General features: G+C 71.5%; 25 protein-coding genes, 2 tRNA genes and 1 other RNA gene. 12 read left to right on the forward strand and 16 right to left on the reverse strand.

All coding sequences use genetic code 11. The features are described from left to right. Positions 1–20: 20 nt before the first annotated feature. Positions 21–488 carry a GatB/YqeY domain-containing protein gene (locus C8250_RS21385; RefSeq protein ID WP_138358708.1) on the reverse strand — a complete coding sequence of 156 codons (468 nt, stop codon included), beginning with the start codon at positions 486–488 and terminating at the stop codon, positions 21–23. A gap of 317 nt (positions 489–805) precedes the next feature. On the opposite strand from C8250_RS21385, the gene C8250_RS21390 reads away from it, so the two are divergent. The 6 genes from C8250_RS21390 (at position 806) to C8250_RS21415 (ending at position 5,373) form a co-directional block, all read left to right on the forward strand. Continuing rightward, entirely contained in the window at positions 806–1,747 is a 942-nt protein-coding gene (locus tag C8250_RS21390; RefSeq protein ID WP_138358710.1) for a hypothetical protein, read from the forward strand. Continuing rightward, the gene (locus C8250_RS21395) at positions 1,744–2,682 is read left to right on the forward strand and encodes an alpha-L-glutamate ligase (protein WP_187144932.1); all 939 of its coding nucleotides are present in this window, start codon (positions 1,744–1,746) and stop codon (positions 2,680–2,682) included. The genes C8250_RS21390 and C8250_RS21395 overlap by 4 nt, the downstream gene beginning before the upstream one ends. Then, on the forward strand, positions 2,649–3,599 hold the full coding sequence (locus C8250_RS21400; protein ID WP_138358712.1) for a metallophosphoesterase: 951 nt from the start codon (positions 2,649–2,651) through the stop codon (positions 3,597–3,599). Before C8250_RS21395 ends, C8250_RS21400 begins: the two co-directional genes overlap by 34 nt. Before the next feature lie 4 nt (positions 3,600–3,603). After that, positions 3,604–4,296 (forward strand): Pr6Pr family membrane protein, encoded by a 693-nt coding sequence (locus C8250_RS21405; RefSeq protein WP_138358714.1) that lies wholly within the window; start codon positions 3,604–3,606, stop codon positions 4,294–4,296. 12 nt (positions 4,297–4,308) lie between these two features. Continuing rightward, positions 4,309–4,382, forward strand: a tRNA-Pro gene (locus tag C8250_RS21410). 178 nt (positions 4,383–4,560) lie between these two features. Further along, positions 4,561–5,373 (forward strand): methyltransferase domain-containing protein, encoded by an 813-nt coding sequence (locus C8250_RS21415; protein WP_138358726.1) that lies wholly within the window; start codon positions 4,561–4,563, stop codon positions 5,371–5,373. A gap of 410 nt (positions 5,374–5,783) precedes the next feature. Here the strand turns inward: C8250_RS21415 and C8250_RS21420 are convergent, their stop codons facing one another. Continuing rightward, entirely contained in the window at positions 5,784–6,677 is an 894-nt protein-coding gene (locus C8250_RS21420; RefSeq protein WP_138358716.1) for a methyltransferase domain-containing protein, read from the reverse strand. 54 nt (positions 6,678–6,731) lie between these two features. Here C8250_RS21420 and C8250_RS21425 point away from each other — a divergent pair, with 54 nt between their 5' ends. Continuing rightward, positions 6,732–8,516 (forward strand): prolyl oligopeptidase family serine peptidase, encoded by a 1,785-nt coding sequence (locus C8250_RS21425; RefSeq protein ID WP_138358718.1) that lies wholly within the window; start codon positions 6,732–6,734, stop codon positions 8,514–8,516. Between the two features lie 12 nt (positions 8,517–8,528). Here C8250_RS21425 and C8250_RS21430 read toward each other — a convergent pair whose 3' ends face one another. The 11 genes from C8250_RS21430 to ffs form a co-directional block, all read right to left on the reverse strand. After that, positions 8,529–9,401, reverse strand: a complete 873-nt coding sequence (locus tag C8250_RS21430; protein ID WP_138358720.1) for an SURF1 family protein — start codon at positions 9,399–9,401, stop codon at positions 8,529–8,531. An 85-nt stretch (positions 9,402–9,486) separates the two neighbouring features. Further along, entirely contained in the window at positions 9,487–10,305 is an 819-nt protein-coding gene (locus tag C8250_RS21435) for a hypothetical protein (RefSeq protein WP_187144933.1), read from the reverse strand. Positions 10,306–10,771: 466 nt separating this feature from the next. Then, the gene (locus C8250_RS21440) at positions 10,772–11,335 is read right to left on the reverse strand and encodes a SigE family RNA polymerase sigma factor (RefSeq protein WP_138359461.1); all 564 of its coding nucleotides are present in this window, start codon (positions 11,333–11,335) and stop codon (positions 10,772–10,774) included. A 392-nt stretch (positions 11,336–11,727) separates the two neighbouring features. After that, entirely contained in the window at positions 11,728–12,789 is a 1,062-nt protein-coding gene (locus C8250_RS21445; protein WP_138359459.1) for an aspartate-semialdehyde dehydrogenase, read from the reverse strand. Continuing rightward, positions 12,786–14,060: an aspartate kinase gene (locus C8250_RS21450; protein ID WP_138359457.1), complete on the reverse strand. Its 1,275-nt coding sequence runs from the start codon at positions 14,058–14,060 to the stop codon at positions 12,786–12,788. The genes C8250_RS21445 and C8250_RS21450 overlap by 4 nt, the downstream gene beginning before the upstream one ends. Positions 14,061–14,347: 287 nt before the next feature. Continuing rightward, entirely contained in the window at positions 14,348–15,070 is a 723-nt protein-coding gene (locus tag C8250_RS21455; RefSeq protein ID WP_232485823.1) for a DUF5063 domain-containing protein, read from the reverse strand. Next, the gene (gene recR, locus C8250_RS21460) at positions 15,063–15,662 is read right to left on the reverse strand and encodes a recombination mediator RecR (RefSeq protein ID WP_138359453.1); all 600 of its coding nucleotides are present in this window, start codon (positions 15,660–15,662) and stop codon (positions 15,063–15,065) included. Before recR ends, C8250_RS21455 begins: the two co-directional genes overlap by 8 nt. Positions 15,663–15,679: 17 nt before the next feature. Beyond that, a complete protein-coding gene (locus C8250_RS21465; protein ID WP_138359451.1) occupies positions 15,680–16,012 on the reverse strand; it encodes a YbaB/EbfC family nucleoid-associated protein in 333 nt (110 codons plus the stop codon). Between the two features lie 118 nt (positions 16,013–16,130). Then, positions 16,131–17,009 (reverse strand): hypothetical protein, encoded by an 879-nt coding sequence (locus C8250_RS44870; protein ID WP_346268762.1) that lies wholly within the window; start codon positions 17,007–17,009, stop codon positions 16,131–16,133. A 112-nt stretch (positions 17,010–17,121) separates the two neighbouring features. Further along, the gene (locus tag C8250_RS44875) at positions 17,122–18,477 is read right to left on the reverse strand and encodes a DNA polymerase III subunit gamma and tau (protein ID WP_346268763.1); all 1,356 of its coding nucleotides are present in this window, start codon (positions 18,475–18,477) and stop codon (positions 17,122–17,124) included. 71 nt (positions 18,478–18,548) lie between these two features. Beyond that, an RNA gene (gene ffs, locus C8250_RS21475) (signal recognition particle sRNA small type) lies at positions 18,549–18,639 on the reverse strand. A 75-nt stretch (positions 18,640–18,714) separates the two neighbouring features. Here ffs and C8250_RS21480 point away from each other — a divergent pair. The 3 genes from C8250_RS21480 to C8250_RS43605 all read left to right on the forward strand — a co-directional run bounded on the left by C8250_RS21480 (position 18,715) and on the right by C8250_RS43605 (position 22,723). Next, positions 18,715–18,799 (forward strand) — tRNA-Ser (locus C8250_RS21480). A gap of 291 nt (positions 18,800–19,090) precedes the next feature. Continuing rightward, positions 19,091–21,520 carry a helicase-associated domain-containing protein gene (locus C8250_RS21485; protein WP_138356222.1) on the forward strand — a complete coding sequence of 810 codons (2,430 nt, stop codon included), beginning with the start codon at positions 19,091–19,093 and terminating at the stop codon, positions 21,518–21,520. 882 nt (positions 21,521–22,402) lie between these two features. Beyond that, complete coding sequence (locus C8250_RS43605) at positions 22,403–22,723, forward strand: hypothetical protein (protein WP_232485824.1); 321 nt, start codon at positions 22,403–22,405, stop codon at positions 22,721–22,723. A 61-nt stretch (positions 22,724–22,784) separates the two neighbouring features. On the opposite strand, the gene C8250_RS21495 is transcribed toward C8250_RS43605, so the two are convergent. Beyond that, on the reverse strand, positions 22,785–22,988 hold the full coding sequence (locus C8250_RS21495) for a hypothetical protein (RefSeq protein ID WP_138356224.1): 204 nt from the start codon (positions 22,986–22,988) through the stop codon (positions 22,785–22,787). Between the two features lie 75 nt (positions 22,989–23,063). Between C8250_RS21495 and C8250_RS21500 the strand changes: the two genes are divergently transcribed. Then, positions 23,064–23,282, forward strand: coding sequence for a hypothetical protein (locus C8250_RS21500; protein ID WP_138356225.1), 219 nt, complete (start codon positions 23,064–23,066; stop codon positions 23,280–23,282). Between the two features lie 259 nt (positions 23,283–23,541). Next, positions 23,542–23,820, forward strand: a complete 279-nt coding sequence (locus C8250_RS21505) for a hypothetical protein (protein ID WP_138356226.1) — start codon at positions 23,542–23,544, stop codon at positions 23,818–23,820. A gap of 29 nt (positions 23,821–23,849) precedes the next feature. Here the strand turns inward: C8250_RS21505 and C8250_RS21510 are convergent, their stop codons facing one another. Together C8250_RS21510 and dacB are read right to left on the reverse strand one after the other, a co-directional pair. Beyond that, on the reverse strand, positions 23,850–24,668 hold the full coding sequence (locus C8250_RS21510; RefSeq protein ID WP_307811559.1) for a serine hydrolase domain-containing protein: 819 nt from the start codon (positions 24,666–24,668) through the stop codon (positions 23,850–23,852). Positions 24,669–24,828: 160 nt separating this feature from the next. After that, positions 24,829–26,433, reverse strand: coding sequence for a D-alanyl-D-alanine carboxypeptidase/D-alanyl-D-alanine-endopeptidase (dacB, locus tag C8250_RS21515; protein WP_138356228.1), 1,605 nt, complete (start codon positions 26,431–26,433; stop codon positions 24,829–24,831). Between the last annotated feature and the right edge of the window lie 144 nt (positions 26,434–26,577).

Genomic DNA, 26,577 nt, shown 5'->3' on the forward strand with positions numbered 1-26,577 from the left:
ATCGTGCGATACCGGGTGGATCAGCCCGCGAGCTGCTTCTTCACCTCGGCCGCGACGCGGCCGCCCTCGGCGAGACCGGCGACCTTCGGGTTCACGATCTTCATGATCGCGCCCATGGCGCGCGGGCCCTCGGCGCCGGCCGCCTTCGCCTCGGCCACGGCGGCGGTGACGATCCCGACCAGCTCCTCGTCCGACAGCTGCTTCGGCAGGTACGCGTCGAGCACCTCCCCCTCGGCCAGCTCGCGCTCGGCCGAGGCGGGACGGTTGCCCAGGGCGAAGGCTTCGGCCGCCTCGCGGCGCTTCTTCGCCTCACCGGCGATCACCTTGAGCACCTCGTCGTCGGAGAGTTCACGGGCGGTCGTGCCCGCGACCTCCTTCTTGGTGATCGCGGTCAGCGTGAGGCGGAGCGTGGCGGAGCGAAGTTCGTCGCGGCCCTTCATGGCCGCGATGAGGTCGTCGTGCAGTCGCTGTTTGAGCGTGGTGGTCATGCCGTCGAGTCTCGCACCCGCAGGGCGGTGCTGCCGCCCATTAACGCCTGCGTCCAGGGTCCCGTCGGCGTTCCGTCGGGTCCTGTCGACGTCCCGTCGGGTCCCGTCCGCGTCCTGTCCGGGTCCCGTCCGCGTCCCGTCCGCGTCCCGTCCGCCTCCCATCCGCCTCCCATCCGCGTCCCGCCCAGGTCCCGTCCAGGTCCCGGAGGTGTCCCGGACCGGTCCCGCGCGCCGGAACACCAAGCGCCCCATGGCATCCTGTTCGGTCACAGCTCTGCCGGACGGATCGGCGGACGTCCGGGGGGCAAGGGGACCAGATGAGGCTCTGTTTCCTCGTCGAGGAGCACTACCGTCACGACGGCATGCCTCTCGACGTGGTCAGGCAACTGGGCGCCTGGGGACACCAGGTGGACGTCATCCGCCCCGGCGGTTCTCTCATCCGGCTGTCCGAGTTCTCCGAACTGTCCGGGCTCTCCGCCGCGGTGCAGTCGGGCGCGCACGATGCCTGGGTGCTCAAGACCGTCTCCGGCGGCCCCGGCCTGACCCTCCTCGAAGGCGCGGCGGCACTCGGCCTGACCACGGTCAACGACGCCCGCGCGATCCGGGCGGTCCGCGACAAGGCACTCACCGCGCTCGTCGCGCAGCAGCACGGTCTGCCGATGCCGGTGACGTACGCGGCCGCCAGGGCCGAACTGTTCGCGGAGGTCCCCGAGGAGCACTTCCCGCTGGTCGTGAAGCCCGCGGCGGGCAGCTCGGGGCGCGGGGTGCGGCTGGTGCACACGCCGGACCAGCTCACGGGGTCCGGCGACAGCGGCGAAGCGGCCTCCGGTCCCGGCCCGGGCCCCGGTCCTGAGGACGGTGGTCTGCTCATAGCCCAGCCGTACGTGCCCAACTCCGGGACGGACCTGAAGGTGTACTGCGTCGGCGGTGAGGCGTTCGCGACCGTACGGGCCTCGCCGCTGCGCCCGGAACTCGCCGTGGACGAACGGCTCGTGCCGCTCCCCCGCGAGGTGGCGGGGCTGGCGGCCGAGATCGGTGCCGTCTTCGGCCTGGACCTGTACGGGATCGACGTGCTGCTCGGGCCGGACGGCCCGGTCGTCGTCGACATCAACGACTTCCCGAGCTTCCGCAAGGTTCCCGACGCCGTCGCCCGGGTGGCGCGGGCCGTGCTCGACCTGGCCAGGACGGGCGGAGCGGGCGGGCACGCCGGACTCACTCCCCAGGCCGCGGCCTTCGTCCCCGCACAGGCCGGCACATGAACACCGCTGATTCCGCCGGACAGCGCGTCTGTTTCCTGACGGACAAGCCGGACCACCCGCTACTGGCCGCCACCGCCACCCTGCTGGCGGACCGTCACCACACCCACGTCGAGTTCACCGACCCGGCCCACGCCACGGAACCCGCACCAGGCGCGCTCGCCGACGTCTACCTCCTCAAGTCCCATACGCCGCAAGCGATCCGGCTCGCCCGGGCCCTGGAGCGGCGCGGTGCGCGTGTCGTCAACTCGGCCGCGTCGACCGAGCTGTGCCAGGACCGGGTCCGGATGGCGGAGACCGCGCTGGCCGCGGGCCTCCCGTTCCCCGTGACCCGGACCGTCGCTCCGCTGTCACGGCTCACCGCTCCGCCGCCGTCGGGCTATCCGTTCATCGTCAAGAGCCGGGCCAACCGGCGCGGCGATGTCGTCGCCAGGGTCGACGACACCGCCGGGCTGCGGGACCTCGCCCGCAGGTGGCCGGACGAGCTGGTCGTCGTCCAGGACTTCACGCCGGGCGACGGCTGGGACCACAAGCTGTGGGTGATCGCCGGCCAGGTCTTCACCGGCCTGCGCCCGTCCCCCCTGGGAGCCCTGGACAGCCCGGACGGCCCGGACGGCCCGGACAGCGCGGACGGCGCGGACAGCGCGGACAGCGCGGACAGCGCGGACAGCGCGGCAGCTGAGCCCGGGGGCCAGCCCCCGCCGCCTCCGCCGCCCCCCGGGGCCCACGATCTGGCGCTGCAGGCGGGCAAGGTCTTCGCCCTCGACGTCTACGGCGTGGACGTGATCGCCGACCGGTCCGGGACCCCGCTCATCGTCGATATCAACGCCTTTCCCGGCTTCCGGGGCGGCAGCGGAGCGCCGCACGCTCTGGCGGCGCTCATCTCATCTGCGACGATGGACACATGCGAGCGCGATACGGAGTTCCCCTCGGCGTAACGGTAGTCGGCGCGGCGTGCGTGGCCTATGCCACGGCAATCGAACCGCAGGCCTTCCGGCTGCGCCGCGTCGAGGTCCCGGTGCTGCCCGCCGGGATGCGGCCGATCCGGATCCTGCAGGTCTCCGACATCCACATGGTTTCCGGCCAGAACAGGAAGCGCCGCTGGCTGCAGTCCCTGGCGGGGCTGCGCCCGGATCTCGTCGTCAACACCGGTGACAACCTCTCCGACCCGGAGGGCGTCCCCGAGGTCCTGGACGCGCTCGGCCCGCTGATGGATTTCCCCGGCGCCTACGTCTTCGGCTCGAACGACTACTACGGGCCCCGGTTCCGCAACCCGGCCCGCTACCTCATCGAGAAGTCCCGCAGCCAGCACGGGCTCAACGGCAAGACGGACCCGGTCACCAATGTGGTCCGCAACCCGTGGGGCGATCTGCGCGACGCGTTCGACGCCGCCGGCTGGATCGGCCTCAGCAACACCCGCGGCCACCTCAAGCTCGACGACGGCATCGAGATCGCCCTCACCGGCCTCGACGACCCGCACATCAAGCGCGACCGCTACGCGGCCGTCGCCGGCGGCCCCGACCCGGCCGCGGACCTCAGCCTCGCCATCGTCCATGCCCCGTACCTGCGGGTCCTGGACGCCTTCGCGGCCGACCGCTACCCGCTGATCCTCGCCGGCCACACCCACGGCGGCCAGCTCTGCATCCCCTTCTACGGCGCCCTCGTCACCAACTGCGACCTGGACACCAAGCGCGTGAAGGGCCTGTCCGCCCACACCGCGGCCGGCGAGCGCTCCTACCTCCACGTCTCCGCGGGCTGCGGCGCCAACCGCTACACCCCGATCCGCTTCGCCTGCCCTCCGGAGGCGACACTCCTCACGCTGACCGCCCGGAAGGCGGGCCGCCCCGTACGGTGAGGCGATGTCCGAGCCGGCGCTCCGTCGTCCTTACGTCGCACTCTGCCGCGCCCTCATCGCCGCGGCCGCCGTCACCGGCATCACCATCGAGTGCGTGCACACCGACCCGCTGCGCGTCTTCACCTTCTTCACCATCCTGACGAACGCCGCCATCGCGATCACCTTCGCCTGGTCGGCGCACCGCGCCTGGACCGGCCGCCCGCCGCTGTCCCCGCGCATCACCGGCGCGGTCCTGCTCTGCATCGTGATCACCGGTCTCGTCTACCACCTCGTGCTGGCCAACGAGTCCAGCGGCTTCTCCGAGGCGGAGAACCTCGCCCAGCGCACCGGCGACCTGATCCTCTCCAACCAGCTGCTGCACACCGTGACACCCGTCACAGTCACCCTCGACTGGCTCCTCCTCACCACCCCGGCCCGCTTCCAGTGGCGCTACGCCTACCAGTGGCTCGCCCTCCCCCTCGCGTACGCCGCCTTCGCCCTCCTCCGCGGCCCCCTGATCGACCCCCCGAACCGCTACCCCTACCCCTTCCTCGACGTCGACCTGCACGGCTACCCCGCCGTCCTCCGCAACGCCGCCGTCCTCGCCCTCGCCTTCTCCGCCCTCGCCCTCCTCCTCATCACCCTCGACCGCACCCGCCCCCGCCTCCCCACCCAGGAAAACCGGATTTCGTCTCCGGCTTCCCGTCCGCTAAAGTAAATCTCGTTGCACCGGGGTGTGGCGCAGCTTGGTAGCGCGCTTCGTTCGGGACGAAGAGGCCGTGGGTTCAAATCCCGCCACCCCGACTGGTGACATTGCAGTTCAGGGCCCTGATCATCATTGATGATCAGGGCCCTGACTCGTTTCCGGGGGCGGAAAAGGCCGGGCTCTTCGGTGATCTCTCACCTACAGTCGCTGCGGCGGGGGCAGCGGGATCGGTGCAGGGAGATTCTTGTGGGCAGGGTCGAGACGATCGCGGGAGCCATGGCGGCCGCGGTGGGACATCTTGGGGTGCTGCGGGATCAGACGCGGTTCCGGGTGGGGCTGGTGGACGGCTGGGGGATTCCCGCCGGGGCCTCGGTGCTGGAAGTCGGGTGCGGGCAGGGGGACATGACCGCGGTGCTCGCGGACGCGGTCGGGCCCGGCGGGCGGGTGGTCGGGGTGGACATCGCGGAGCCTTCGTACGGCAGTCCGGTCACGCTGGGCGAGTCGGCGGCGTTCCTGGCGGCCGGGCCGCTCGGGTCGCGGATCGACATCCGGTTCGGCGTCGATGTCCTCGACGAGGCGGTCTCGTTCCCGGACGACGCGTTCGACCACGTCGTGCTGTCGCACTGCTCCTGGTACTTCGCTTCCCTCGACCAGCTGCTCAGGACGCTGACGCGCGTCCGGCCGTGGGCGCGGCGGCTGTGTTTCTCGGAGTGGGATCTGCGTCCGCGGGGTGTGGAGCAGCTGCCGCATCTGCTCGCCGTGCTCGTGCAGGGCCATGTCGAGGCGGTCGGGGCGCGGGGCGAGGGGAACGTGCGGACGCCGTTCTCGCACGAGGCGCTGCTGCGGATTCTCGCGGAGGCCGGGTGGCGGGTGGCGTCCGAGCAGGACGTGGACACGACGGGTCTGCAGGACGCCGACTGGGAGGTGGACGCCGCGCGGCGGATGGCCGGCTCCGACGAGCGGTTCGCGGATCTGTCGCCGCTGGCGCGGGAGTTCCTCACCAGCCAGCTCGATGTGCTCGGCTCCCTCGCGAAGAGCAAGGGCAACGAGCCGCTGCCGTCGTACGCCCTCACCGCGGATCGCGCCTGACGGGCTCTCGCCCCCCGGGCTCCGGTGAGGGGTGCTCGGGGGCATGGCCTTCATCTTCCTCATGACGCTGCCGGGTCTGGTGGTCCGCTGGGGGTCGCCGCGTTCGTCGATATGACGCTGCCGGGTCTGGTGGTCCGCTGACGGTCGCCGCGTTCGTCGATCAGGCGATGCTGCGGGCCGGGCGGGCCGGGCGGGCCGGGATGCTGCCGTGGCGGGGGGCCGGACGGCAGGGCCAGGTGGCGTCGACGGGGTTCGAGCTGTTGCACGCGACACTGTCGGCGGGCAAGCAGGAGGAGCTCAAGCAGCGCAGGACGTCGCCGGCGCTGCGCGACGAGGAGGGGGACGGGGCACCGCCCCCGGTCGCGGATCGATCCGGACGGCGGGACGGCCGTCCTCCGGATCCCGCCGGGCTAGGGCTGGGGCAGGTCCGGCGCGCGGGAAGCCCGCAGCGAGTACATCAGTGGCACGCGCGGGGTGCCCGGCGGATGCCGGTAGAAGCCGTCGCCCCTCCCGGAGGATCCCTGCCCGTCGCGTTCGAGCGTCCCGAAGCGCTGGAAGAGCGTCGCGTCATGCTCGTGCAGGAACTCCAGCCGGAGCCCGGTGGCGGCGATCGCGGTGACGACGTCGCCGAGGGTGTGCGCCCACTCCACCGTGCGGTTGTTCACCGTCGGGGCGTCGAAGTCCGCGTAGGTGCCCGGGGCTTCGTCGACCCAGGCGTCGCGAGTGAAGTAGTCGTGGGCGATCCGGGAGCCCGATTCGTCGTCGAGGGCGTCCGTCAGCGGGTGGAACTCGGCGAGGTACAGGAAGCCGCCCGGCGCGACGAGGGACGCGGCGGTCTCGGCCCAGCGGACGATGTCGGGGAGCCGGCACAGGGCGCCGGTGCCGGTGTAGACGATGTCGTAGGAGGAGTCGGGGACGGCCTCGGCCGCGTCGTACACGTCGGCGGCGACGAAGGACGCCCGGTCGGGCGGGAGCCCCAGGTCGGCGGCCAGCTCGCGGGCGGCGTCGACGGCGGGCTCGGAGAAGTCCAGGCCGACGACCCGGGAGGCGCCGCGGAGCGCCCAGGAGAGGGTGTCGAGGCCGAGGCGGCACTGCAGGTGCAGCAGCGACTTCCCGGTGACCGATCCCACCTCCGCCGCCTCGAAGGGGCGGATCACGTCCTGGCCGGCCCGGAAGGTGTCCGGATCGTAGGACTCGCTCGCCGTGTGGATCGGAACGCTTCCCCTACCTCCGGCTGGGGAGACCCCAACGTCCCACCTGGCGCGATCGGTCTCCCGCCGGTCCGCCGGGGTCCTCGTGTACATGGGGAGTGACGATAGTCGGGGTGAAGGCGGCCGGCCATCGGGTTTGATGGAGGCATGAGTGATGTCACGGCTGCCATGCCGGAATGGGAAAAGCGGTTCCGGGCGCCTCGGGTGGGGCTGCCCGAGTGGGCGGAGGACGCGCCGCAGCGCTGCCTCTTCGTGTCGAACGCCACCGGCACGTACGAGCTGTACGCCTGGGACCGGACCACCGGCGAACGCCGCCAGGCCACGGACCGGCCGAACGGGACGACGGAGGGCACGCTGTCCCGCGACGGCGAGTGGGTGTGGTGGTTCTCGGACACCGACGGGGACGAGTTCGGGGTGTGGATGCGCCAGCCGTTCGGCGGCGGCGAGGACGAGCCGGCCACGCCGGGACTCGACGCCTCGTACCCGGCCGGGCTGGCGCTCGGCGCGGACGGCACCGTCGTGATCGGCCGGTCGACGGACGACGAGGGCACGTCCGTCCACGTCGTGCGGCCGGGCGCCGCACCGGTCGAGATCTACCGGCACGCGGAGTCGGCCGGCGTCGGCGACCTGTCGGAGGACGGCACGCTGCTCGTCATCGAGCACACCGAGCACGGCGACGCGATGCACGGCGCGCTGCGCGTGGTGCGGCTCGACGGCTCGACCGTCGCCGAGCTGGACGACTCCCGCGGCGGCACCGAGGAACTCGGTCTCGACTGCCTGGGCTTCGCTCCCGTGGCCGGGGACACCCGGCTGCTCGTCAGGCACCAGCGCGCCGGGCGCTGGCTGCCGATGGTGTGGGACGTGAGGACCGGCGAGGAGACCGCGCTGGCGATCGACCTGCCGGGCGATGTCTCCGCCGAGTGGTATCCGGACGGTTCGGCGCTGCTCGTCGTGCACTCGTACCAGGCGCGCAGCGAGATGTTCCGCTACGACCTGGCCGCCGGTGCGCTGCTCCGGCTGGAGACCCCGCAGGGAACGGTGAGCAACGCCACCGCGCGCCCCGACGGGTCCGTGGAGTACCTGTGGTCGTCGGCGCAGCTGCCGCCGGTCGTGCGGTCCACGACGGGCGGGATCGTGCTGGAGGCGCCGGGGCTGAAGGCCCCGGACTCCGTGCCGGTCGAGGACGTGTGGGTGGACGGCCCCGGCGGGCCGGTGCACGCCCTCGTCCAGAAGCCCGAGGGCGACGGGCCCTTCCCGACGGTCTTCGAGGTGCACGGCGGCCCCGCCTGGCACGACTCCGACGCCTTCGCGGCCGGGCCCGCGGCCTGGGTCGACCACGGCTTCGCCGTCGTACGGCTCAACTACCGCGGCTCCACCGGCTACGGGCGCGAGTGGACGGACGCGCTCAAGCACCGCGTCGGGCTGATCGAGCTGGAGGACGTCGCGGCGGTCCGCGAGTGGGCCGTCGGCTCGGGGCTGGCCGATCCGGCGAAGCTGGTGCTCTCCGGCGGCTCGTGGGGCGGCTATCTGACGCTGCTGGGGCTCGGCACCCAGCCCACCGCCTGGACGGCGGGGCTCGCGGCGGTCCCGGTGGCCGACTACGTCGCCTCGTACACCGACGAGATGGAGGCGCTGAAGTCCCTGGACCGCACGCTCTTCGGCGGCTCGCCCGCCGAGGTTCCTGAGCGGTACGAGGCCTCGTCGCCGATCACGTACGTCGAGCGGGTGACCGCGCCGGTGTACCTCTCGGCGGGCATGAACGACCCGCGGTGCCCGATCCGGCAGATCGACAACTATGTCGAGCGGCTGGTGTCGCTGGGGAAGGTGCACGAGGTGTACCGGTACGACGCGGGGCACGGTTCGCTCGTCGTCGAGGAGCGGATCAAGCAGGTCCGCCTGGAGCTGGCCTTCGCGATGAAGCACGCGCTCTGACCGGGTGGGTCCTCAGTCGCCGGGCAGGGCTTCTTCCAGCTTGCCCGGCGCCGCCGCGTTCTCAGCATTCTCAGGGTTCTCAGCGGCCGGGTCCTGGTCCGGGATGAGGCCCAGCGCGGTGTCCTCGCGGAGTTCCGCCTCGCGGCGGACCAGCCGGAACCACATGAAGACCACGAAGCCGGCGAAGACGAACCACTCGCCGGTGTAGCCCAGGTTCTGGAAGGCCTTGAGGTCGAGCCCGGTGTTGCTGGGGGCCGCCGGGGGCACCGGCTCGAGCGGGGCGGTGGCGTCGGTGACCGTGATCCAACCGCTGTAGACCTCGTACGGCAGCACGTTGACGAGCGACGCGGCACTGATCATCCCGAGCTGGCCCTGCGGCAGTCCGCCGGCGGACTGGACGCCCTGGGTGCCGGTGTTCTCGGGGGGCTGCAGGGCGCCGGAGACGGTGATGTCGCCCGCGGGCGCCGCCGGGATGGCGGCGGGCGTCGCGGACGAGGCCTCGCCGGGCAGCCAGCCGCGGACGACGGGCAGCGCCGCGCCGCCCGCCGTACGCAGCGGGGTGAGCACGTAGTAGCCGGTGCGGTCGCCGAGGTCACGGCCGGGGACCAGGAGCTGGTGGCCGGTGTCGTAGCGGCCGGTCGCGGTGACCGTGCGGCCGGTGGTGTCCTGGGTGACCTGCGCCTTGGTGTCCGGGAGGACGGTGGCCAGCGGGACCGGGGCGGCGGACGCGGCGGCCTTCGGGGCCTGCTCGGCCACGTGGTGGCTGTTCATCCGGTCCTCGAAGCGGCTCAGCTGCCAACTGCCCATGAAGACGCAGAACGGCACGGCGAGCACGACGAAGAGGTGGACTCCCAGCCAGCGCGGGGTCAGCAGAAACCGGTACACGCCTCAACGGTACGGGGAGCGGGGCCGGCCGACGCCACCGGGCCCGCGGCCCGGCACTCCGCGGCCCTCCCGCGCCACGCCTCGCCTACTGAGGTGTGAGGGCCGTCGTCTTGTAGATCGTCCCGGCGCACGCGTCGGGGATCGTCGTGTCGGCCACGGCCGGCGCCCCCGCCTCCGGGGTGTGGCTGACCTCGACGCTCGCCGGGCCGGGCGTCGGCGGTACATCGGCCGCTGCCGGGGTGTTGTTCGAGGCACTGGTGCCGTTGTTGCCGCTGCTGGTGCTGCCGCCGGTGGTCGGGGTGGGCGTCGGAGTGGGCGGCGCCGGGCAGCCGTTGGGACCTGCCGCGTCCGGCACCCAGGCGAACCGGACCTCGTACGTGTCGCCCGGCTGGAGGAGCAGCGGGGCGGCCGCCACATCCGGCAGTCCGGTGGCCGGATCGCCCGGCGTGTGGTCCAGCACCTGGATCTTCGACGCGTCGGCGCTGCCCTGGGCGATCACGGTGACGGCGCCGCCGCCCTTGACCGTGCAGCCCTGCGCGGAGACGTTCGCGACCCGGAACCAGCCGTACACGTTGCCCTTGGCGTCCGGGGCACCGGTCTTGCTCGCGCCGCTGCCGAGCTGGGAGCGGTCGCAGGCCGGGGCGGTGCGGCCGGCCGAGCCGGTGGGCGTCGGGGCGACCGTGGCACCGTGCTCGTTCGTGGGTGTGGGGGTCGGCGACGGTGTCACCGACGGGGCGGGCTCGCTGCCGGCGCTGGTCCCGGTGTCGGCCGGACCGCCCGAGTCGTCCTGGCTGCTCTCCCCCGTGCCACCGGTGTCCTGCCGCGGCTCGTTGGGGCTGGAGGCGCCGGCCGCGGTGGTGTCCTGCTGGTCCGCGGTGTTCGCGACATGCAGCAGGGCCGGCACGGCGGTACACGCCAGCAGGAACGCGGCGGCGGCGCCACGGCCTGGCGGCGGCGCGTCCGGCGGGCCGGTACGGCGTGCCGCAGGTGGTCGAGCGCGTCGGGTGCGGGCTTGAGGCCCTTCACCGCGTCCTGCATCAGCCGGCGCAGCGCCAGCTCGTCGAAGCTCGCCCCTGCACCAGGCGGAGTCGCTCCGGACCCGGGCGGAGTCGCCCCGGCCCCAGGCGGAGTCGCCCCGGCCCCAGGCGGAGTCGCCCCGGCCCCAGGCGGAGTCGTCCCGGCCCCAGGCGCAGTTGTCCCGGCCCCGGGCAAGGTCATCCCGCCTTCAGCAGGGCTGGTTCTCGCTCCCAAGGGGCTTGATCCCGCCCCCTGAGGGCCGGTTCCGGTGGGCGCTGCGTTGCGCTCGTCGTTCAGTTCTTCGGGAAATTCGCGGTTCTCTGGATCCATGCCACGTGAGTCGTAGGGGGTGGTCATACGGTCGCCTCCATCGCGATGCGAAGCGCCGCGAGGCCACGGGAACCGTATGCCTTCACCGAGCCCAGGGAAATTCCGAGCGTTTCGGCGACCTGTGCCTCGGTCATGTCGGCAAAGTAGCGCAGCACGAGGACTTCGCGCTGACGGCGCTGGAGGGACCGCATGGCGGTCTTGAGCTGGTCGCGCTCCAGGATCTCGTAGGCGCCCTCTTCCGCACTCGCCATGTCGGGCATGGGCTTGGAGAGGAGCTTGAGGCCCAGGATGCGCCGCCGGAGCGCCGACCGGGAGAGATTGACCACCGTCTGCCGCAGGTAGGCGAGGGTCTTCTCGGGGTCACGGACGCGGCTGCGCGCGGAGTGGACGCGGATGAAGGCCTCCTGGACGACGTCCTCGCAGGAGGCCGTGTCGTCCAGCAGCAGCGCGGCGAGGCCGAGCAGCGACCGGTAGTGGGCACTGTAGGTCTCGGTCAGGTGGTCGACCGTGGTGCCGACGGCCATCGTGGCGTCAGCACCCAGCTCGGACGGCACGCGCACGATCGGCCAGGGCGCTATCACGGGCATCCCGCCGGGAGTGCGTGCCCTGCCGGACGTACGGCCGGGCGTACGCGGGCGCGGCACGCGTGTCGGAGCGCCGCCCCGCCCAAGTGCCGTCTCGATACCCAGTGCCTCTGCCACGACTGTTGGACACGCGTCCCCCCGTCAGGGTTGTACGCGCAAGGCGTCGCCTTTGATGTGGCGCCGAATATCCCCATGCGTACCAACTTCTTCCCCAATGCGCCCATTTGCCCAGGCACGAACTGTGCCTGCCCAATACCCCCCGGCACGCAGCACATTAGGGCAGTGCGCTGACACAAAGACGCTCCCCGTCTACTGCCGGTTGCAGCGGTCAGGGAGCGAATTGTCCATTGGTGCGCGACCCACTTCAAGTGGTCCAGACCAAGGAGTGGATCACATCATGCGTGCGAAGCGACGAACTCGGCCGCCACGACTTCGGCAATTTGTGCAGTGTTCAGGGCGGCGCCCTTGCGCAGGTTGTCCCCGCACACGAAGAGTTCGAGCGCGTTCGGATCGTCCATGGAGCGGCGTACCCGGCCGACCCAGGTCGGGTCGGTGCCCACCACATCGGCAGGGGTCGGGAACTCGCCCTCGGCGGGATTGTCGGTCACGACGACCCCGGGAGCGCTCCGCAGGATCTCGTGCGCCTTCTCCACGGTCACCTCGTTCTCGAACCGCGCGTGCACCGACAGCGAGTGCGTCGTGATGACCGGCACCCGTACGCAGGTCGCGGTGACCCGCAGCTCCGGCAGGCCCAGGATCTTCCGTGACTCGTCCCGGACCTTGAGCTCCTCCGAGGACCAGCCGTCCTCCCGCAGCGAGCCGGCCCACGGCACCACGTTGAGCGCGAGCGGCGCCGGGAAGGGACCGAAGTCGCCGACCGTGCGCCGTACATCGCCCGGCTGGGTACCAAGGTGGGTGCCGGCGACCTTGGACAGCTGGTCGCGGAGGGTGTCCACGCCGGACTGGCCCGCGCCGGAAGCCGCCTGGTACGAGGAGATGATCAGCTCGCTGAGCCCGAACTCGGCGTGCAGCGCGCCGATCGCCACGATCATCGACAGCGTCGTGCAGTTGGGGTTGGCGATGATGCCGCGCGGGCGCATCCGCACCGCGTGCGCGTTCACCTCCGGCACCACCAGCGGGACATCGGGGTCCATCCGGAAGGCTCCGGAGTTGTCCACGACGACCGCGCCCTTGGCGGCGGCGACCGACGCCCACTGCGCGGACACCTCGTCCGGGACGTCGAACATCGCGACGTCGACGCCCTCGAACGCCTCCTCGCTGAGCACGACGACCTCGGTCTCCACACCGCGCACCACGAGGCGGCGGCCGGCCGACCGCGCGGACGCGACCAGCCGGATCTCGCCCCACACGTCCTGCCGGGTGGAGAGCAGCTCCAGCATCACCGTGCCGACCGCGCCCGTCGCACCGACGACGGCCAGGGTCGGCTTACGGTTCATCGGCCCGTACCGCCGTAGACGACAGCTTCATCACTTTCACTGTCGAGGCCGAACGCGGAGTGCACCGCCTGGACGGCCGGCTTCACGTCGTCGGCCCGGGTGACCACCGAGATGCGGATCTCCGACGTCGAGATCAGCTCGATGTTGACGCCGGCGTTCGACAGCGCCTCGAAGAAGGTCGCCGTGACGCCCGGGTTGGTCTTCATCCCCGCGCCGACCAGCGAGATCTTGCCGATCTGGTCGTCGTAGCGCAGCGAGTCGTACCCGATGCGGTCCTGCGACCTGGTGAGCGCGTCCATCGCCTTGCGGCCCTCGGTCTTGGGGAGGGTGAAGGAGATGTCGGTGAGGCCGGTGGCCGCCGCCGACACGTTCTGGACGACCATGTCGATGTTGACCTCGGCGTCCGCGATGGCACGGAAGATCGTCGCCGCCTCGCCCGGCTTGTCCGGCACCCCGACGACCGTGATCTTGGCCTCGGACGTGTCGTGCGAAACCCCGGAGATGATCGCCTGCTCCATCGGCTTGCCTCCTAGCGGTGCTTCGTTGCTCACCCAGGTCCCCGGCAGGCCGGAGAAGGACGAGCGGACGTGGATCGGAATGTTGTAACGACGGGCGTACTCGACACAGCGGTGCAGCAGCACCTTCGAACCGGAGCTGGCCAGTTCCAGCATGTCCTCGAAGGAGATCCAGTCCATCTTCTGGGCGCGCTTGACGACCCGCGGGTCGGCGGTGAAGACCCCGTCGACGTCCGTGTAGATCTCGCACACCTCGGCGGCGAGCGCGGCGGCCAGCGCCACCGCGGTCGTGTCGGAACCGCCGCGGCCCAGCGTGGTGATGTCCTTCTTGTCCTGGGACACGCCCTGGAAACCGGCCACGATCGCGATGTTGCCCTCGTCGAGCGCGGTCCGGATACGGCCCGGCGTCACGTCGATGATCCGTGCCTTGTTGTGGACGGAGTCGGTGATGACCCCGGCCTGGCTGCCGGTGAACGACTGCGCCTCATGACCGAGGTTCTTGATCGCCATCGCCAGCAGCGCCATGGAGATCCGCTCTCCGGCGGTCAGCAGCATGTCGAACTCCCGGCCGGCGGGAATCGGCGACACCTGCTCGGCGAGATCGATCAGCTCGTCCGTCGTATCGCCCATCGCCGACACCACGACAACGACCTGATGGCCGTTCTTCTTGGTGTCCACGATTCGCCGGGCGACGCGCTTGATGCCTTCAGCATCGGCGACGGAGGAGCCTCCGTACTTCTGCACGACAAGGCCCACGTGCGCTCCTCGGGAAGGTCTGGTACTGCGGTCGGCTCAGTCTAACGAGCGGGCCGGGGCGGCCTCCGCGATACCGGATATTGAGACAGGTGGCCCACTCGGTGGGCCACCTGCCCAGGACGGAACGGAATAACCCCAGATCAGGCGCTGGATGCGTGACCGGAGGAAGATCGTCCGGATATCCGACGGTGGGGGTAGCGGGTGCGCGGCTACGGCGTGTCAGCGAGTGACGGGTTGACCGGTTCAGCCGGTGGTGGGCCAGGGTTCGACGGGTGACGGGCCCGGGATCAGCCGGCGGCGGGCTGGGCGCGGACGCCCAGCGGGGTGCCGAGCTCGGCCGCCATGACCTTGCCGGCCTCCTCGGCCAGCCGCTCCTCGTCGTCCGCCGAATCGTCCGTGTCCAGGCCGTCCAGCTCGTCCAGCGGGCTGTCCAGCCGGACGTGAGCGACCAGGGACTGCAGCGCGCGCAGCGAGGCGCTGGCCGTCGGTCCCCAGTTCGACAGGTACGAGAACTGCCACCACCACAGCGCCTCGCTCACGCGGCCGGCGCGGAAGTGCGCGAGGCCGTGCGTGAGATCGGTCACCACGTCGGCCATATCGTCCGAAATCCGGCAGGCGACGGGCGTACTGCGCGGTACGTACGGGTCGAAGACCTCCGAGTAGACGTCGATCGGCTCCAGCAGCGCCGCGAGGTGCTGGCGCAGCTCGTCCGCGTCCGGCTCGGGGCCGATGTCCGGCTCGTAGCGCTCGTCCGGAACGATGTCCTCGTGCGCGCCGAGCCGGCCGCCGGCCAGCAGCAGCTGGGAGACCTCCAGCAGCAGGTACGGGACAGCGCTGTCCGGATCGTCGCCCTTGGCGACCTCGCGGACCGAGAGGATGAAACTCTCGATCTGATCGCAGATCTGGACGGCGAAGTCGTCGGGCTCCTGGACGTTCGGATCGCCGAGGTCGCGTTCCGGAGAGCCCGGTGCGCCCTTCGAGTCCTGTGTGGTTACCGCGGTGTCAGACATCGAGCAGTCGTCTCCCTTCGAAGGCACGACCCAGCGTGACCTCGTCGGCATACTCCAGGTCTCCCCCCACGGGCAGACCACTGGCCAGTCGCGTCACCTTCAGCCCCATGGGTTTCACCATGCGGGCCAGGTACGTAGCGGTCGCTTCACCTTCAAGGTTGGGATCCGTCGCCAGAATCAGCTCGGTGACGGTGCCGTCCGCGAGCCGCGTCAGCAGCTCCCGGATCCGTAGATCGTCCGGACCGACGCCCTCGATGGGGCTGATCGCGCCGCCCAGTACGTGGTACCTGCCGCGGAACTCACGGGTGCGCTCGACCGCGACGACATCCTTGGGCTCCTCGACCACGCAGATCACCGCGAGATCGCGGCGCGGGTCACGGCAGACCCTGCACTGGTCGTCCTGCGCGACGTTCCCGCAGATGTTGCAGAACCGCACTTTGGCCTTGACCTCGGCCAGTACGTGCGCGAGGCGCCGCACATCGGCCGGATCCGCCTGCAGGATGTGGAAGGCGATCCGCTGCGCGCTCTTGGGACCCACGCCGGGCAGCCTGCCCAGTTCGTCGATGAGGTCCTGAACCACGCCTTCGTACACGGGGCGCCTTCTTTACGCTAGAACGGCAGGCCGGGCATGCCGCCCAGCCCCTGGGCGAGCGGACCGAGCTTCTGCTGCTGAAGCTCCTGCGCGGTCGCGTTCGCGTTGTGCACGGCGGCGACGACCAGATCGGCCAGCGTCTCCGTGTCCTCAGGATCGACCGCCTTGGGGTCGATGACCAGCCCCCGGAGCTCACCGGCACCGGTCACCGTGGCTGTCACGAGACCGCCGCCCGCAGAACCCTCGACCTCGGCCTCGGCCAGCTCCTGCTGGGCAGCGGCAAGGTCCTGCTGCATCTTCTGGGCCTGCTGGAGCAGCTGCTGCATATTGGGCTGACCACCGGGGATCACGGGTTCACTCCTGCCTCACGACAACGTTGCGCGGTAGGGCGAGCCTACGTGCTCGGACGGCCCTGCGCCCTACGCCGTACGGAGGATCGGACGACGTGACGCGGAACATCGGGCGACATCAGTCGTTCGGGATCTCCTCGATCACCGTGGCACCCATTTCGCGCACGAAAAGCTCGTATCCGGACAGCGGGGACTCGACCAGATCCACGTCGTCGTCCTCCGGAATGTCGTCCTCCAGGGGCGGCGGCGTCTCGTCCGACATCAGTGGCGGCGGCGCGCCCCCGGGCCGTCCGGCGGCCGTCTGAGGCGCGGCATGGGCCGCCTGGGCGGGCCCGCCCTGCGGGGCGGAGGGCCCGGACGAGGCGGAGTGTGCGGACTGTGCGGACGGGGCGGAGGATGCCGATGGGGCGTATGAGGCGGACGGTGCGGCCGGGGCGGCCGGGCCGGACGGACGGGACCCGCCGCCGCTTCCACCGCTGCCTCCGCCGCCGAAACCGCCACCCGGGCCACCGGAGCCGCCGGGACCTCCGGAGCCGCCGCCGGCCGTTCCCCCGCCGCCCGACGGGTCCACGATGGCCTCGATCCGCCACTCCACCCCGAGGGCGTCGCTGATCGCCTGCTTGAGCACCTCTTCGCTGCCGCTGTTGGCGAAGCTGTTGCGCGCTCCGGGGTTGTCGAATCCGAGCTGCAGCGTCTGCCCGTCGAAGCCCGCCACCTGCGCGTTGTTCAGCAGGAGCATCCACGTCAGCCTGCGGCGGTTCTTCACCGCCTCCAGAATGTCCGGCCACATCTGCCGTACGCGCGTCGAGTCCCCGGCGAACCCGGACGCCGCCGGGGCGGCGGGGTAAGCGGGCGGCGGTGTCTGGGCGGCCAGGGCGGGGGCCGCCGGGCGGCGGGTGCGGCCTGGGCGGCCGTCGGCCAGGCGCCGGGACGAGCGGCCTCGGGCGGTGCGGCGGCAGGGGCCGCCGAAGCGGCCGCTGGGTGGCCACTGGAGCACCGGCAGTATCCGGACCGGTCGTGGTCGGCCAGGCGCCGGGGCGCTGCCGGGCGCCGCCGTCCGAGGGAGCCGGAACCGCGGCGGGAGGGGGCCGGCAGCGGGTTCGTGCTGCTCAGGGGGGCGGGTGCGCGGGTCGGGGCGGGGGGGCCTGCTGCGCGGCCGGAGCCGGGCGTCCGCCGCCCACGGCCGCACGGACCGAGGCCGCGCCGCCGGGGCCGCCGGGGCCGCCAGGACCTCCTGGGCCGCCGGGGCTGTGGTCGGCGTGCGCGGGCTGATAGGCGAAGTCCGGGACCTGCGGGGCACCGGGGGCGAAGCCCCGCCGCTCCAGCTTGTCCAGCCGGGCCTGTACGGAGCGCTCGTCGTCGTACGCCGCGGGCAGCAGCACCCGGGCGCAGATCAGCTCCAGCTGGAGCCGCGGCGACGTGGCGCCGCGCATCTCGGTCAGACCGGTGTTGACCAGGTCCGCCGCACGGCTCAGCTCGGCGGCGCCGAAGACGGACGTCTGGGCCCGCATCCGCTCGATGACATCGCTCGGGGCGTCGATCAGCCCCTTGTCCACCGCGTCCGGAACCGCCGCGATGATCACGAGGTCGCGCAGCCGCTCCAGCAGGTCCGCCACGAAGCGCCGCGGATCGTGCCCGCCCTCGATGACGCGGTCGACCATCTCGAAGACCGCCGCCCCGTCACCCGAGGCGAACGCGTCCACCACCTCGTCGAGCAGCGCCGCGTCCGTATAACCGAGCAGCGCCGTCGCCATGGCGTACGTCACACCGTCGGCACCGGCGCCCGCCAGCAGTTGGTCCATCACCGACATCGAGTCCCGCACCGAACCCGCGCCGGACCGCACCACCAGCGGATACACGCCGTCCTCGACCGGGATGTCCTCCCGGGCGCAGACCTCCGCGAGGTAGTCGCGCAGCGTGCCCGGCGGCACCAGGCGGAAGGGGTAGTGGTGGGTACGCGACCGGATCGTGCCGATGACCTTCTCGGGCTCGGTGGTCGCGAAGATGAACTTGAGATGCTCCGGGGGCTCCTCGACCACCTTCAGCAGGGCGTTGAAGCCCTGCGGGGTGACCATGTGCGCCTCGTCGATGATGTAGATCTTGTACCGGCTGCCCGCCGGCCCGAAGAACGCCTTCTCCCGAAGATCACGCGCATCGTCCACACCACCGTGCGACGCCGCGTCGATCTCGATCACATCGATGGACCCCGGCCCGTTCCGCGCCAGGTCCTGACACGACTGGCACTCCCCGCACGGCGTCGGCGTCGGCCCCTGAACACAGTTCAGACACCGCGCCAGGATGCGCGCGCTCGTCGTCTTCCCGCAGCCTCGGGGCCCACTGAACAGGTACGCGTGATTGACCCGGTTGTTGCGCAGCGCCTGCTGCAACGGGTCGGTTACGTGCTCCTGCCCGATGACCTCGGCGAAGGACTCGGGACGATAGCGGCGGTACAGAGCGAGGGACACGCCTACGACGATATCGGGGCCCACCGACATCCGACGTCCCCCGGACCTCCCCCGACCGCCCCCGGGAACGCAAAGACCCCCCACGCACCCGCCAGAGCCCACCTACCCTTGCTGCCTTCCGGCCCTGGGGGAGTTCAGCGAGATAGCGCCACGTGAGGGGCTGCGCACAGCGTACCCGATCGGATCACCCACTTACGAGTTCGCGAGCACCCCTCCGCGTCTTGTAGTGTTCGTCGCGGAGGATTCGCCTAGTGGCCTAGGGCGCACGCTTGGAAAGCGTGTTGGGGGCAACCCCTCACGAGTTCGAATCTCGTATCCTCCGCACTTGCCTGAACAGGCAAAACGAGAAGCCGAGCCGCGACCGCGGCTCGGCTTCTTGGCGTGCACCGGTTGCACTCCTGGTTGCTCTTACCAGCTCCCAATCGGGACATTTCGGTGAACGGTCGGCTCGCTCGCGGCGCAATTTGGAGGTGGCCGACAAGCCGCCAACGCCCGTCAGCGGTGAACCTGCCCTCATGCGGCACCGAGGATCCCGGTGATACGCCATCCTTGAACCGGTCCCGGGGGCTTCGGCCCCGTCACGAATTTCCCTGGTCTGGCGAGGTGTCCCCGCATGAAGTCCCGATCAACGCTGGCGACATGGCTGGGCAGCCTCGACGGCTCTCATCTGGTTCGCGTGCTCGGGACGCGGCAGGACGCCGTTTCCCCTCCGGAGCCGCGCTCGGTGGGGGAGTTGGCGGACCGGCTGCAGCGCCCGGGATCGGTGGCACTGGCTCTGCCGCGACTCGCGCTGCCGCACTTCCAGGTGGCCGAGGCGCTGGCAGCGCTGGGGGTGCCCGCATCGCGCGATGCTCTGGCGGAGCTGCTGGGAGCGGCGGACGACGAAGCCGCTCGCCAGCTGGACGACGTGCTGGAGGTGTTGGCCGATCATGCTCTGGTCTGGCCGGACGGCGCGGGGCAGCTCCGCATGGCCGGACCGCTGCGGCAGGCATGGGACGCACCCCTGGGGCTTGATGCTCCGCTGAAGGAACTGCTGGCGGGCACGACGTCCCAGGAGCTGCGCGGCATGCTGGCGGCACTGGGCGTCAAGCCACCGGGCACCAGGCCGCAGCGACTGGCCGCGCTAATGGAGCACCACAGCGACCCGGAACGGATTGTCTCGGTGGTCGCGAAGGCCCCCGCGGCGGCGCGGAAGCTGCTCGAACGCCAGGCGGCGGCCGGGCCGGGGCAGCCCTCGCAATTCGTCGTGTTCGGCACTCCCGATCCAGGGCTTGAACCGGGCGAGCGATGGGCATCGGACCGGGGGCTCCTGATCCAGGACCGTCACCGCTACGGTCCGGCCCGTATGCCCGCCGAGGTGGCGCTCGCGCTGAGGGGGCCCGGCCGGCACGCCCCGTTCGAACCCGTTCCGCCCTACGCGCCGCTGACGCCTGTCACCCCGCAGGAGGTGGACCGCGAGGCGTCGGCCGCGGCTGCGGCGTTCACTTCCCGTGCTGTCTCGGTCCTGTCGGTCTGCTCGGCGACTGCGCCGGCCCGGCTGAAGTCCGGCGGGATCGGTGCGCGTGAACTGGCCCGGATCGGCAAGGCCGCCCAGGCCGACGACGCCGTCGTGCGCCTTACTCTCGAAACTGCGTACGCTGCCGGGCTCCTGGACCGGAACGGCGATCGCGTGGCTCCCACCGAGGCGTACGACGCCTGGGCGGAACAGGAACCCCCGGAGCAGTTCGCCGTACTGCTTCAGGCGTGGCGGAACCTGCCGCTCACCCCCACCCAGGCGCGCGACGAGGACAACAAGGCGCTTCCCGCTCTCGCCGGAGCACCGCCCTGCAACGGCTGCGTGCAGGCCCGCCACGGGCTGTTGGCCGCAGCCGCACAGCTCCCGGCAGGGCAGGGCGCGAGGGTCACGGCGGATTTGGGACCCCTGATCGCCTGGCAACGCCCGCTCGCCGACTCGTCGCCCCAGGACGGAACGCCGTTCGCCGCCGTGATCCGTGAGGCCGAGCTCCTCGGCGTACTCGCTCGCGGCGTCGTGTCCGTCCTCGGCATCCACCTGCGGACGGACGACACGGAGGGGCTGAGCGCCGAGTGCCGGCGTTTGCTGCCCGCGGCCACCGCAGTGGCCCGGATCGGCGCCGACCTCACCGCCGTCGTCACCGGCACACCGTCCGCGCGGCTTGCCTCGCTCCTGGACTCCGTCGCCGAGCGGGAGGCCAGCGGCACGGCATCAGTGTGGCGGTTCAGCGCCGGCAGCGTCCGCCGAGCCCTGGACGCCGGCCGTATCCCCGACGACATCGCGGCCGACCTGGCCGCCATCGCCGCCGGGCCCCTGCCACAGCCCTTGTCCTACCTCATCGCCGACACCGCACGCAGCCACGGCCGCGTGCGCGTCGCCCCCGCCGTCTGCGTCATCCACGGCGAGGAGCCCGCGCTCCTGGCCGAACTCGCCGCCCACCGCAAGCTCTCCAGGCTCGGCCTGCGGCAGCTCGCCCCGACGGTGCTGCTCAGCCGCAGCCCGGTCGAAGCGACCCTCACCGCCCTCCGTGCCGAGGGCTACGCCCCCGTCGCCGAGACGGCCGAGGGAACCGTACGCATCGAGAAAGCCCGGCCTCAGCGGGCCGCCACTCCCATCCCGGCCCCCCGCAGAACAGGTGGTAGGGCGGCCCTCCGGAGCGCGGCCAATCGCGCGGCGAAGGCCCCGGCACCTGTCGACCTGAACGCCGTGGCCGCCCAGCTGCTCACCGCCCCACCGACCGCCCCGGCCCCCGACCCATTCGGCAGCGGAGTGCCCTACGGCACGGACACCGAAGAAATCGTCTCCGGGTATGCGAAGCAGCTGTCGTACAGCGATGTCCGCCAGCTCGCCCATGCCCTCGACGCCGGTACGGCCATCACGGTCGAATACGTCGCCGCCTCAGGAAGCCGCACCGTACGCACCCTCAGCCGCCTCGCTCTCGACCCGCCCTTTCTCGACGCCTGGTGCCACCTGAGGGACGACGAGCGAGTCTTCACCCTCTCCCGGATCCACGGCGTCATGCCCGCGTAGACCGCGCATACGTCCGCGTACAGCACATCTCGCCATGGGCGAGATACCCCATAGGCGGCGTTACGCGCATCGAGCCGAACGAAGCCGGTCTGGCCGTCGCGCTCACCGATCCGACCGGGAGCACCGAGCGCTACGACCGGGACGCGTTCGGCCGGGTCGTCGGAACGCGCGACCCGATGGGCGGCCTCACCCGCCTGGGCTGGACAGTGGAGGGCCTGCCGGCGTGGTCGGTGGCGTCCGACGGTGCCCGGGAGACCTGGACCTACGACGCGGACGGCAATCCCGCGGAATACCGCGATCCGGCGGGTACGGTCACGAGCACCGTCACCGCCGGCTTCGGCCTGCCGGCTTCGCGCACCGATCCCGACGGCACGGTTCACTACACGTACGACCGGGCGACGCGGCTCGTCGCCGTCTCGAATCCGGCGGGAGCGACGTGGTCGTACACGTACGACGCGGCCGGCCGACTGATCCGTGAGGTCGACTTCAACGGACGTGCGGTCGAGTACCGCTACGACGCGGCGGGGCAGTTGGTCGAACGGGTCAACGGCGCGGGCCAGAGCGTGCGTTACACCAGGGACGCCCTGGGCCGGGTGGTCGAGAGCCGTACCGACGCGGCGACCGCGTCCTTCGCCTACGATGCCGCGAACCGCCTGCTGCGCGCGAGCAACCCGGACGCGGAACTGACATACCTCCGAGACGCCGCGGGCCGGATCCTCACCGAGACCCTGAACGGCAGCGCGATCAGCAACACTTACGACCGGTTGGGCCGTCGCACCAGGCGGAGCACACCGGCCGCACTGGGGACTGGCGGTTGTTCGAGAAATTCAGCAACCTGGCGGTGGACACCCACCCGAGGGACTCGCCGCCGTCATCATCCCCGTGATCGCCGACGGAACGGCGCCGGCCAACTACGAGGACCTCGTCGAGATCCTCGGCGAGGTCGCCAGCGACGACGCGGACCCGAATGCCGTACCCGCCCTGCATGCCCTGCTGACGGCTCGCCTGCCGACCGAGACTCCTCCGTACGCCCTCTCTCTCAAGACCCTCCAGGCGCTCGGTGCGATCGGTGGCCGGCGCGCCGAGGAGATCCTGCGTGCCGTCGCCATCGGCGACCACCTCAAGGTGCTGAAGTGGGAGGCGGCCGTCGAGTTGGGCATCGAGGACGACCTCGGCTTTGACGAGGACGAGATGACGAGCTGACGGGCCGTGGTTTCGGCGCAATCGGACTCGCCGGCTTCGGCGTCGGCTGTTGTGTGTGGCGTCAGTACCGCAAGGCGCTGAGGACTTCGGCGGTGACCGTACCGGTCAGGGTCCGGTTGCTCCGGGCGGTGGCGTCGGCGGTGGCGCCTGCGGCGACCTCGGGAACGTTGAGGGCACTCACGTCGACCACGGTGCCTGACTGGTTCTTGAAATTGACCAGGACGGTGTAGCGCCTGGACTTTGCGTCGTGGTTGGTGACCTTCACCGGGACGTCCGTCCGGCCGTCGGATCCGGTCGTCAGGGGGCCGAGAGTGACGTCTGCCTTCGCGTCCAGGCCGCCTTGACGTTGTCCAGCGCGGACGACGCGGCCGCTTGGGCGGAGGCGGCCGCGGATGCCGCCGCGCTGCTGGCGGCGGAGGCGGCGGACGACGCCCCCGACCTGACCGCGGAGGCTGCCGAGGACGCCGGGGCGCTGGCAGGGCTGTCCGACGAGCAGCCGGTCAGTCCGGCCCAACCGAGCATGACGGCCAGCGCGGCAGCGGCGCATCAGTTGATCTGACGTTTCATGGCTTCTCCCGGCTCGACGGCATTCTCCCGTCCAGCGTCGGCCAGCCCGGCCCTCCGTACGAGCAGGGCACGCGCGGCACCCGGGTGACGTCGGGGGCCGGAGGACCGGTACGGAGACTCGCGTAGCCATCGGTCGGTCAAGATCTCTTGAAGACCGTTTCACTGATTCCGCCGATGTCATGCCCTGCCGCCGGAACGACGACGCGACGCGATGCGCGCGGTGCGCCGAGAGGTCGATGGCACAGGAGCCGATGAGAGACCGAGAAGACGTCGGCCCGGCCGGGGGCGCTCGCGCGCGGATGGTGCGGAGCCGGGTCGGCGAGGCCTGGGACTTGGCGTTGTCGGCCGAGGAGTTCGCGGCGATCAAGGGCGTCGTGGTCGGGGAGGTCTGCAAGGAGGTGCGCGGCATCGTGCTTTCGCGGCGCCAGGTGGGCCTGGACGAGTGGATCGACGCCCTGGCCCAGGCGCTGGCCGACGCCGCGGCCTCGAACGCCCGCGCCCGCGAGGCCATCGAGCGCTTCCTGTCCTGACCGGCCGGACCGGGGTGAACGAGCAAACCTCAGGTGGCGGCTTCGGCCCTCCTGAGGTGCTCCACCGCGGCTTCATCGGTGCCCTCGGAACTTCCGCCGAGTCGGTGGACCACCACCCAGCGGCCCGTCTCAGGGAACGCTCCGGCGAAGACGGAGGCGTCGCGGGTGGCGCCGTTGTGCCACTTCAGCGGGCCGGCCGACTGCCAGGACAGTGCGGGCGGGCCCAACGTCCGGTCCAGGAGCAGGCCGGTGAGCAGGTCGGCCGTGGCGCGGGGGGTGGCCCACAGTCCTCCCGCGGGCAGGATCGCTCCGGTCATCGTCCACGGCGCGCGTTCCCTCCCGAACCACCCGGTGGCGCACAGCCGCCGGTCGGCGGGCGGCCGGGCCGTCACCTCGTCCACGCCGAGCGGGTCGAGCACGTGCTCCCCCACGAGCTCTTCGTAGGGCCGGCCGGCGGCGGCGACCAGCGCCGCACCGAGGACGGCGTAGCCGAAGTTGGAGTACTCCTCCGTCTGCCCGGCGGGCCTGACGGTGAGCGAGTCGAGACGGCTCAGGAGTGCCGACAGCGCATCCTCGTCGAAGGGCGCGTAAGGGTCTCTGCGCGACAGGCCGGGCGGCAGCCGGGGCAGACCCGAGGTGTGCTCGGCCAGGTGCCGCAGGGTGATTCCGGTGCCCGCCGGCACCCGGTCGAGCCGGCGCTCCACGGGATCGTCCAGGTCGAGCAGTCCCGCGGCGGTCATGCGCGCGAGCACGGTTCCGGTCAGGACCTTGGTGAACGAACCGATCTCCACGAACCGGTCCGGGTCGTGCCCGCCGTCGGCGAAGGGCGGAGCGCTGCTGCTCAACACGCAGGTGGGTATGGGGCGCACGATCGTTGAGATCCCTTTCCTGAGGGTGGTGGGAGCCGGCACGAAGCTCAGGATCTCGCACCTTCATCGACGAAGGCCCGCACCGCACAACGCGGTCCGGGCCCTCGTCGATCCGTCGATGCGTCAACCGGCGAATCCGTCAGGAGCGGCTCCTGGCCTCCGCCTGCTGCTGCAGGAGGCCCGCGATCCGGGCCACGTCGTTGCCGATGTCGAGGACTCCGTTGATGTCCGGGGCGGAGCCGCCGGTCATGGCGATGTAGAAGGTGTTCAGCTGTCCGTGGCCCGCGGAGAGGTAGCCGCCGAGGGTCCATGCGCCGACGGTGGCCCGCTGGTTGACGGCGTCGTAGCCGGCGAAGGTGCCGGGCTTGCCCCATACCTTGCCCTTGCCCGGGCAGGTGGGAGAGCCCTCGCAGACGGAGGTCAGTGAGCCGTCCACCCCGAGGATCGGCAGCGCCTCACGGAAGCGCTTCGCCTCCTCGGTCCCCTGCCAGTAGTGCAGGATCTCGTCCTCCACGCGCGGGGTGACCCGGTCATTGGGGTTGCCGCCGCGGCCGTCGAGCATCTGTACCTGGGTCGGGTCGATGCCGGCCTGGCGCAGGAAGCTGTTGATCACGGGGAAGCCGTCCGCGCACGCGTGGCTGCCCGTCGAGACGGCCATCAGGCAGATCGTGAGGTTCGCCCCGAGGTTGTGGCTGACCTTGAAGATCAGCTTCGTGTACTCGGCGAAGATCGGCGAGACGTACGCGGCGACGCGCTGCGTACCGTCGTAGGAACGCGGCAGCAGGCCGGACGGGTTCGGTCCGGTCGGCCGGGCGGTGACCGTGACGCCGGCCCGGGCGAGCGCCTCGATCAGTGCCGTGCGCCCGAACGCCGCCGGGCCCTGGACGGGGGAGATCCGCAGCTCCGGCTTCGCGCCGGCCGCGATCGTTCCCGACAGGCTGATGCGGGTGCCGTCCGGCGAGGCGTTGACCACGATGTTCGTCGTGCCGCCCGCCGCGACCGTCTTCACGGTCGACGTCACCTGGTAGGGCGCGACCTGGGGCCGCCAGCTGAGCTGCGCGGGGCGGCCGGGGGTCGTCGCGGTGGTCAGCAGGTCGATGACGTTGTCGTTGATGATGAGCGGGGTCGGGAGCGGGTCCAGCTGCGGGGCGGAGGCGGTGCTGAAGATCCGGGAGTCGATGGCGACGTCGCCCTGGATCTTGGTGAGGCCCGACCGGCGGACCTGATGGGCGATCATGTCCAGCCCCGCGAGCGGGTTCTCGGGCGTGAGCGTGGCGCCCGGAACATCGTTCGCGTACGTGTGGTCGATCGGGGTGTAGGCGACGGAGCCGTCCGGCTTCGTCCGGCCGCCCATGGTGAGGTCGCCCTGCGCGACCAGCGCCAGCGACCCGTTCAGGACGCTGCCGGCCCGGCGGCCGAGGGCCTGCACGGGAGTGGTGAACCGGTGCTCGCCGCCCAGCGCGTGCCAGGCACTCGACACGCTGACCAGCTTGCCCGTCGAACCGGGGATGAAGAACTGGTCCGGGTACTGCGAGTGGACGACGCGTCCGGTCGAGCCCTCGACCTCGAGCAGGCCCCACTGGGCGTGCTCATAGGCGGGCTTCTCCATGATCGCCCTGATCTCCGGGCCGAGGTCGTCGTGGTGCCCGGGTACCGGACCCGCCGCACCGAGCGTCGCGACCGTGGCCATCACCGTGGTGACGATGCCGGCCCAGGTACGCCGGCCTCGCGGAATCGATCTCATGAACCCTCCAGTGCAGGGCCGGCGCACCAGCCAGTTCTGACGGTTGATCAGTTGAGCAGCACCGGGAGGCATACCGTGCGGAGGTCGGTCGTCGAACGTTCCAGCGAGCTGTTCACCCGCTTGCGCGGTGCTATTACCAGCGCG

The organism is Streptomyces sp. So13.3, assembly GCF_005860785.2.
In the GTDB taxonomy this organism is placed as follows: Bacteria; Actinomycetota; Actinomycetes; order Streptomycetales; family Streptomycetaceae; genus Actinacidiphila; species Actinacidiphila fildesensis.

What these genes read in the sequence shown, in the direction of transcription:
- C8250_RS21385 (WP_138358708.1), bottom strand. Translation starts at nt 488, where the DNA reads ATGACCACCACGCTCAAACAGCGACTGCACGACGACCTCATCGCGGCC.
- C8250_RS21400 (WP_138358712.1), top strand. Translation starts at nt 2,649, where the DNA reads ATGCGAGCGCGATACGGAGTTCCCCTCGGCGTAACGGTAGTCGGCGCG.
- C8250_RS21425 (WP_138358718.1), top strand. Translation starts at nt 6,732, where the DNA reads ATGAGTGATGTCACGGCTGCCATGCCGGAATGGGAAAAGCGGTTCCGG.
- C8250_RS21390 (WP_138358710.1), top strand. Translation starts at nt 806, where the DNA reads ATGAGGCTCTGTTTCCTCGTCGAGGAGCACTACCGTCACGACGGCATG.
- C8250_RS21440 (WP_138359461.1), bottom strand. Translation starts at nt 11,335, where the DNA reads ATGCCCGTGATAGCGCCCTGGCCGATCGTGCGCGTGCCGTCCGAGCTG.
- C8250_RS21415 (WP_138358726.1), top strand. Translation starts at nt 4,561, where the DNA reads ATGGCGGCCGCGGTGGGACATCTTGGGGTGCTGCGGGATCAGACGCGG.
- C8250_RS21485 (WP_138356222.1), top strand. Translation starts at nt 19,091, where the DNA reads ATGAAGTCCCGATCAACGCTGGCGACATGGCTGGGCAGCCTCGACGGC.
- C8250_RS21420 (WP_138358716.1), bottom strand. Translation starts at nt 6,677, where the DNA reads ATGTACACGAGGACCCCGGCGGACCGGCGGGAGACCGATCGCGCCAGG.
- C8250_RS21455 (WP_232485823.1), bottom strand. Translation starts at nt 15,070, where the DNA reads ATGTCTGACACCGCGGTAACCACACAGGACTCGAAGGGCGCACCGGGC.
- C8250_RS21505 (WP_138356226.1), top strand. Translation starts at nt 23,542, where the DNA reads ATGAGAGACCGAGAAGACGTCGGCCCGGCCGGGGGCGCTCGCGCGCGG.
- C8250_RS21445 (WP_138359459.1), bottom strand. Translation starts at nt 12,789, where the DNA reads ATGAACCGTAAGCCGACCCTGGCCGTCGTCGGTGCGACGGGCGCGGTC.
- C8250_RS21395 (WP_187144932.1), top strand. Translation starts at nt 1,744, where the DNA reads ATGAACACCGCTGATTCCGCCGGACAGCGCGTCTGTTTCCTGACGGAC.
- dacB (WP_138356228.1), bottom strand. Translation starts at nt 26,433, where the DNA reads ATGAGATCGATTCCGCGAGGCCGGCGTACCTGGGCCGGCATCGTCACC.
- C8250_RS21405 (WP_138358714.1), top strand. Translation starts at nt 3,604, where the DNA reads ATGTCCGAGCCGGCGCTCCGTCGTCCTTACGTCGCACTCTGCCGCGCC.